Consider the following 5,690-nt stretch of genomic DNA (forward strand, 5'->3'; position numbering starts at 1 on the left):
GACGGCTACGCTCGCGATCCCGGCGTCCCGGCAGGCCCGGGCAACGCGGACAGCGATTTCGCCACGGTTGGCGATGAGCACCTTGCGCACGATGGTTCCTTCAGCAGGCTTGGGGTAGGCGGGATATCGTCGACGGGGAGCGCTGTGTCCCGTTCTGAATCATTGCGAGGGTTTCACCGTCGGCCCCGGAGAGAATGACGCGCTGCATGTGCTGCAAGGCGCGGGAAGGGTCGAGTCCGAGTTCTTCCTGCAGTATTCCCCGCAACGTCTGATAGGCCTGCAGGGCATCTCCTCTGCGACCGCTCCGGTAGAGCGCGGTGATGAGTTGTCCGTGCAGCCATTCGTTGAGGGGGTGCCGGGTCACGAGGCTTTTCAGCTCTGCCGCGAGATGACCGTGGTGACCGAGCTGCATTTCGGCGCCGATCCGCTGCTGGAGCACCCGCATGTGTACCTCTTCGAGGTGCTGGACGTACTGGGTCAGCACGGGGCCGCACATGACGTCCGTCAGCACTCCCCCGCTCCACAGGTCCAGCGCGCGGGCGAGCGCTCGCGCGCCCTCTTCCAGTTCACCGGTGTTGAGCAGTGCTTCCCCCTCCCGGGCGCACCGGCGGAAGGCCTCCGCGTCGACCTGCTCGGGTGCTGCCCGCAGGACGTAGCCGGCGGGCCAGGTGTGGAGCAGTCCCGGCAGGGCGGCGCCGCCGCTCTCCTCCCTGAGGATCTTCCGCAGGTGATAGACGTGGGTGCGGAGCGTCGAGAGGGCGGTTTTGGGAGGCTCCTTGCTCCAGAGTTCGTCGATGAGGGATTCATGGGAGACAACCGCTCCGGGATGCAGGATCAGAAGTGAAAGCAGCTGTCGGACTTTCGGGCCCCGCGGTACGGCTATCTCCCGGCCATCGCGTTTTATCGCGAGTGGTCCGAGAACGTTGAATTGAAGCACTGTTCCCCCAGGTGAACCGAACCAGCCTCCAGATACTTGAACGACACTTTCACGCCGTGCGGCCGGAAGACAAGAAAATGATTCGAAGGTTGATTCGAGCCCGGCCGAACGATGTAGGCGCGACGGTCGGAATGCTTCACTCCGTCCGTGTGCCGGATATGACGGCGACCGATGTCAGGACGTATTCCCCGGGCAGGAGCTGAAACCAGCCGTCGATCCGGCGGTGCTCCTGGAGGAGTCCCGGGGCGAGCCGGATGTCGAGCCGGTTTCCTTCCAGCGCTATCTCCACGTCGTGGAAGACGGGTGGCCGGGCGCTGATCCCGTGCAGGGCCTTGTAGACGGCTTCCTTGGCGGAGAACAGGACGGAGAGGCGGCTCTCGGGGCGGCGTGCCCGGGCGATCCAGGAGCGCTCGCGCGTCGTGCAGACGAGCCGGTCGGCTCCGCGTCCGAGCCTGTCCGTGCGTTCCAGGTCGATCCCGACGGCGATCACGTCCAGGTGCGTACTGGCGATGGATGCCCCGATGGGGCCGGTGGCGTGGCTGATGGATCCCCGCGTGCCCGGGGGGAAGAGGGGGCGCCGCCCGTCGCGGAGGACCGGGCCCTGGACGCCGAGGAGTGCGAGGGCGCGGCCCGCTGCCGCGCGTCCGGCGACGAAGCCGGGGCGCTGGGCCGGCGGCAGGCGGCGCAGGAGCCGGCCCTCCTCTTCGTGCAGCGACGCTGCGGCGCCGGGGGTGGGCGGGTACACGGCGAGCGCGGTATCGGGCAGGGGGAGCTGGACGACGGCGGCCGCGAGGGGTCGCTTCGAGGTGCGCTGCATGTCTTCTCCTGGGGTGGGTCCGGGCCGTGGGGCCGGAACGCAGATCGCCCGGTGCGGGAGCACCGGGCGATCGAGGGGTTCCAGCGGCTGGGGCGTGCGGCTGTCAGACGGCCGCGTGCTCCGCCGTGCGGCTGGTGGCGTGTTCGCCGTCGGCGGTGGCCGGGGTCTCGTCGGCCGGGCGGTCGGTGAGGATGAGGTGCAGGACGACGGCGCTGACGAGGCAGATCGCCACCGTGACCCACAGGACGGTCTGGAAGCCGCCGGTGTAGCCCTGGCCGAGGAAGTCGGTGAAGGCGTCACGGGAGGCTGTCGGCACCTGGGCGACCGGGCCGTCGAGGTTTCCGCTGGTGACGCTGTCGGTGACACCGCGGGCGTCGAGGTCGGTGCCCTGTGCGAAGCGGTCCAGGCCGTCGCTGATACGGGACTGCACCAGGGAGACCAGGGCTGCGACCATGCCGGCCACGGCGACCGCTTCGGAGGCGAGCCGGATGGTGTTGAACATGCCGCTCGCCATGCCGACCTTGGCGGGCACGACCGTGCTGACGGCCGCACCGTCCATCAGCCCGTAGATGAGGCCGATGCCGATGCCGATCAGGAGCAGGGGCCCGGCCAGGCCGAGCAGGCTGATGCCCGGGTGGACGAGGGTCAGCCACGCCAGTCCCGCGGCGACCAGGGCGAGGCTGCCGCTGAGGATGGGCCGCATCGAGACGCCGGCCTGGACCAGCCGTCCGGCGACCAGGGGGAAGAGCAGTACCGGGGCGGTGAGCAAGAGCATGGTCAGGCCGGCCGCACCGCTGCTGAGGCCGTTGGCACCGACGAGGTAGGAGGGCAGCAGCACCATCAGGCCGACGAAACCGAAGGAGACGGCGGTGGCCAGCAGGTTGACGGCCATGAAGCGGGGTTCGGCGAAGAGGGAGAGGTCGAACATCGGGTGTTGCTGCCGGCGCTCGACGACGGCGAAGGCGACCAGGAGCAGAACACACGCACCGAGCAGGCCGAGGACGGCGGCGCTGCCCCAGCCCCACTGCGGACCTTCGATGATGGCGAGGGTGAAGCAGAAAAGGGCGAGGGTGAAGGTGACGGTGCCGGCCCAGTCGACGGCGTTGGCGTCGGGGTCCTTGGATTCCTGGATGAGCTTGAGGCCGACCATGGACGCTGCGGCGATGGCGACCTGGACCCAGAAGATGGAGCGCCAGCCCAGACCGGAGACGAGGAGACCCGAGGTGGTCGGGCCGATGGCGAGCCCGGCGCCGATGGTGACACCGACGAAGGCGAAGGCCTTGGCGCGGGCGGCACCGTGGAACATGTTGGCCATGACGGACACACCGGCGGTCATCATGGCGGCCGCGGCGACGCCGGCGACGCCTCGTGCGATGTCCAGCGTCAGGATGTTCGTCGCGAGCGCGCCCATCAGTGCGGAGACTCCGTAGAGACCCACGCCGAAGGCGAACACCTTCTTGCGGCCGATCCGGTCGGCGATCGAACCGGCCGCCATCATGAAGCTGGCCGCCGTCACGTTGTAGGCGTTGACGACCCACTGCAGCGGTACGACCCCGGCGTCGAGGTCCCCACCGATCGCGGGGAGCGCGACCGGCGCGCTGCTCAGGCCGTACGGGACGATGAAAACTGCCAGGCACAGGGCGAGGATGGTGAGGCCCGCGCGCGGCGGTGCCTCCGGGGTCGGGGTGGCGACGGCGGCCATCGGAGCTCTCCTTGATCACGGTGGTCGGGAAGGGGCGGCAGGGGTCGCGGGGGATGGGCCCCTGCCGCCCCGATCTGGGGCGGTGCGCCTGATCAGTGGGCGCGCCGCGGGAGCTCCCGGAGGAACTGGGAGAGGGTCTGCAGGAAGCGGTTGTCCTCCCACCGGGCGTACACGACGTCCTGGTGCGTGAGGGCGCTGTCGGAGTGCAGGGACATCTCGGGGATGCGGCTGTTCGCGGTCACGGTCGCGGCGGCCTGGCCGGTGGTGCCGTTGGTCAGGCCGGACTGGAAGGTGTACAGCGGCACGTCGATGGCCTGGCCGTGCGGCAGGCGCAGGCCGAGCATGCGGGTGACGTCGGTCTCGGCGAAGTCGATCGCGGCGACCAGGTCGAGCATGACGCGGTTGAGGGTGTACCAGACCCAGGCACCGGGACGGGGGCCGGCGAAGGCCTCGGCGACGGTCCGCAGCTGGGTGTGGCCGTCGTTGGTCCAGGCGCCGGTGTCTTCCAGCCGGCCCGCGTGCACCGAGTACGAGGGGTGCACGTGCTGGGCGTCGACGAGCCAGCCGAGCAGTCCGGCGTTGGTGAGCTTGCGGTCGGTGCGGACCGCCTCGGGCAGCCGGTCGGCGAGGACGGCCGGGGCGTCGGGGTCGGCGAGCGCGTGCTGGGCCGCGAGCTGGAACCAGACGGCGGCCGACTCGGGCTGGTCGCCGAGGCCGAGGGTGGTGCTGGTGAAGTTCTCGAACACGGCGCCGCTCTCGATCGCGCCGAGCCAGCCCTTGGCGGCGTCGAGGGGCAGCGCGAACTCCATGCCCGCGCCGGCGTAGGCGTTGTGCACCCCGCCGTCGACGACGGCCAGGCCGGCCAGGTCACGGTGTCCGGGGGCTCCGTCGAAGTCCCAGGCCGCGTAGAGGAGTGCGGCGCTCGCACCGACGGACACGCCGCCCAGTACGACGTCGCGCCGTCCGCCGTCCGAGGCGGCGAGGACCACGCGGCGCACGTCCTCGAGGAGGACTTCCAGGCCCCACTGCGCGGCGAAGAGCGAGTCGGAGGCCTGCTGTACCTGGTAGTGGCCGCCCAAGTAGTACTCGGTGGCCTGCTCGGGGCTGCCGGCGAAGGCGGAGAGGTCGGCGAGGTTCTGTTCGCGGGGGTCGACGGCCCACACCTGGAGGTCGTCCGCGGCCCGGGCCAGGCTCCGTGCCGTGTGCCGGAAGACGCCCGCGCCGCCCTCGCGGCCACCCAGCAGAACCAGGACACGGCGGGCGTCCGCGGGCCCGGTCTTGAGTACGCCGACCTTCTGCAGGTGGGCCGGGCCGGAGGCCTGGAAACCCTCGACGAACTCGTACGTCTCGGTCCAGTTCTGCTGGTTCTCCGACATGCCATCCACTCCTTGGTAGTTGCGAGTTCCCGTTGACCCGCGACTTCAAAGTATCAAGAAACTCGCTAGATGCAACATCGGTGATGCGTTTTCTCGTTGTCTTGCTACTTTGGTGTCACCTAGACTGGACGAGAAGATGCATCCACTGACGGCAGGCGACGACGGAGAGGCTGTTCAAAGAGATGACCGAGACAACGAGAGAGCGCCCGCTGCGCGCGGACGCCGAGCGCACCGTACGGACGATCCTGGAAGTGGCCGAGCGCGTCCTAGGCGACGATCCGACCGCGAGCCTGGGACAGATCGCGGCGGCCGCCGGCGTCGCGCGCACCACCGTCCACCGTCGTTTCGCGTCCCGCGAGGCGCTCATCGACGCCATGGCCGCCCACGCCTTCCGCCAGGTCGAGGAGGCGATCGACATCGGCCGCCCGGAGACCGCACCCCCGCTGGTGGCGCTGCACCAGATCACCGCGAACGTCATCCAGATCAAGAGCGGCTGGAGGTACACCGTCGGGCAGCCCCAGCTGCGGGACCCGTCCGCCATCGCCGCGCACGAGCGCATCTTCGCCAAGGGCAACCTGCTCATGCAGCGGGCGCAGCAGGCCGGCCTGCTGCGCCCGGACGCCGATCTGGGCTGGGCCCGCCGGGTCTACCACGCGCTGATCGAGCAGGCGATCCTCGAACGGGCGGAGAACTCCACCGACCCGGACACGCTCGCGGCCGCGGTCGTGGACGCACTGCTCAACGGCCTCGGTCCGAAGCGCTCCTGACCCCGGAAAGCACGAGAGGGCGGCATCCGCGCAATGCGGGTGGCCCCCCCTCGTATCTGGGAAGAGCACACGTCAGTACACAGTGAAAAGT

At 69.8% G+C, this 5,690-nt stretch carries 6 protein-coding genes; 1 reads left to right on the forward strand and 5 read right to left on the reverse strand.

From position 1 onward, the window contains the following. From AB0D48_RS36910 to AB0D48_RS36930, 5 genes are all read right to left on the reverse strand, one after another. Positions 1-90 (reverse strand): biotin carboxylase N-terminal domain-containing protein (locus AB0D48_RS36910; RefSeq protein ID WP_308427085.1); only part of this gene is annotated, 90 nt, incomplete at its 3' end. 10 nt (positions 91-100) lie between these two features. Beyond that, complete coding sequence (locus AB0D48_RS36915) at positions 101-937, reverse strand: AfsR/SARP family transcriptional regulator (protein ID WP_362407578.1); 837 nt, start codon at positions 935-937, stop codon at positions 101-103. 136 nt (positions 938-1,073) lie between these two features. Continuing rightward, complete coding sequence (locus AB0D48_RS36920; RefSeq protein ID WP_362407581.1) at positions 1,074-1,754, reverse strand: 4'-phosphopantetheinyl transferase superfamily protein; 681 nt, start codon at positions 1,752-1,754, stop codon at positions 1,074-1,076. Positions 1,755-1,857: 103 nt separating this feature from the next. After that, on the reverse strand, positions 1,858-3,456 hold the full coding sequence (locus tag AB0D48_RS36925) for an MFS transporter (RefSeq protein ID WP_362407584.1): 1,599 nt from the start codon (positions 3,454-3,456) through the stop codon (positions 1,858-1,860). Positions 3,457-3,548: 92 nt separating this feature from the next. Beyond that, the gene (locus AB0D48_RS36930; RefSeq protein WP_362407587.1) at positions 3,549-4,832 is read right to left on the reverse strand and encodes an alpha/beta hydrolase; all 1,284 of its coding nucleotides are present in this window, start codon (positions 4,830-4,832) and stop codon (positions 3,549-3,551) included. 182 nt (positions 4,833-5,014) lie between these two features. On the opposite strand from AB0D48_RS36930, the gene AB0D48_RS36935 reads away from it, so the two are divergent. Next, positions 5,015-5,599, forward strand: a complete 585-nt coding sequence (locus AB0D48_RS36935) for a helix-turn-helix domain-containing protein (RefSeq protein ID WP_362407590.1) — start codon at positions 5,015-5,017, stop codon at positions 5,597-5,599. Positions 5,600-5,690 lie beyond the last annotated feature (91 nt).

Source organism: Streptomyces sp. NPDC048269, from assembly GCF_040652395.1.
In the GTDB taxonomy this organism is placed as follows: Bacteria; Actinomycetota; Actinomycetes; order Streptomycetales; family Streptomycetaceae; genus Streptomyces.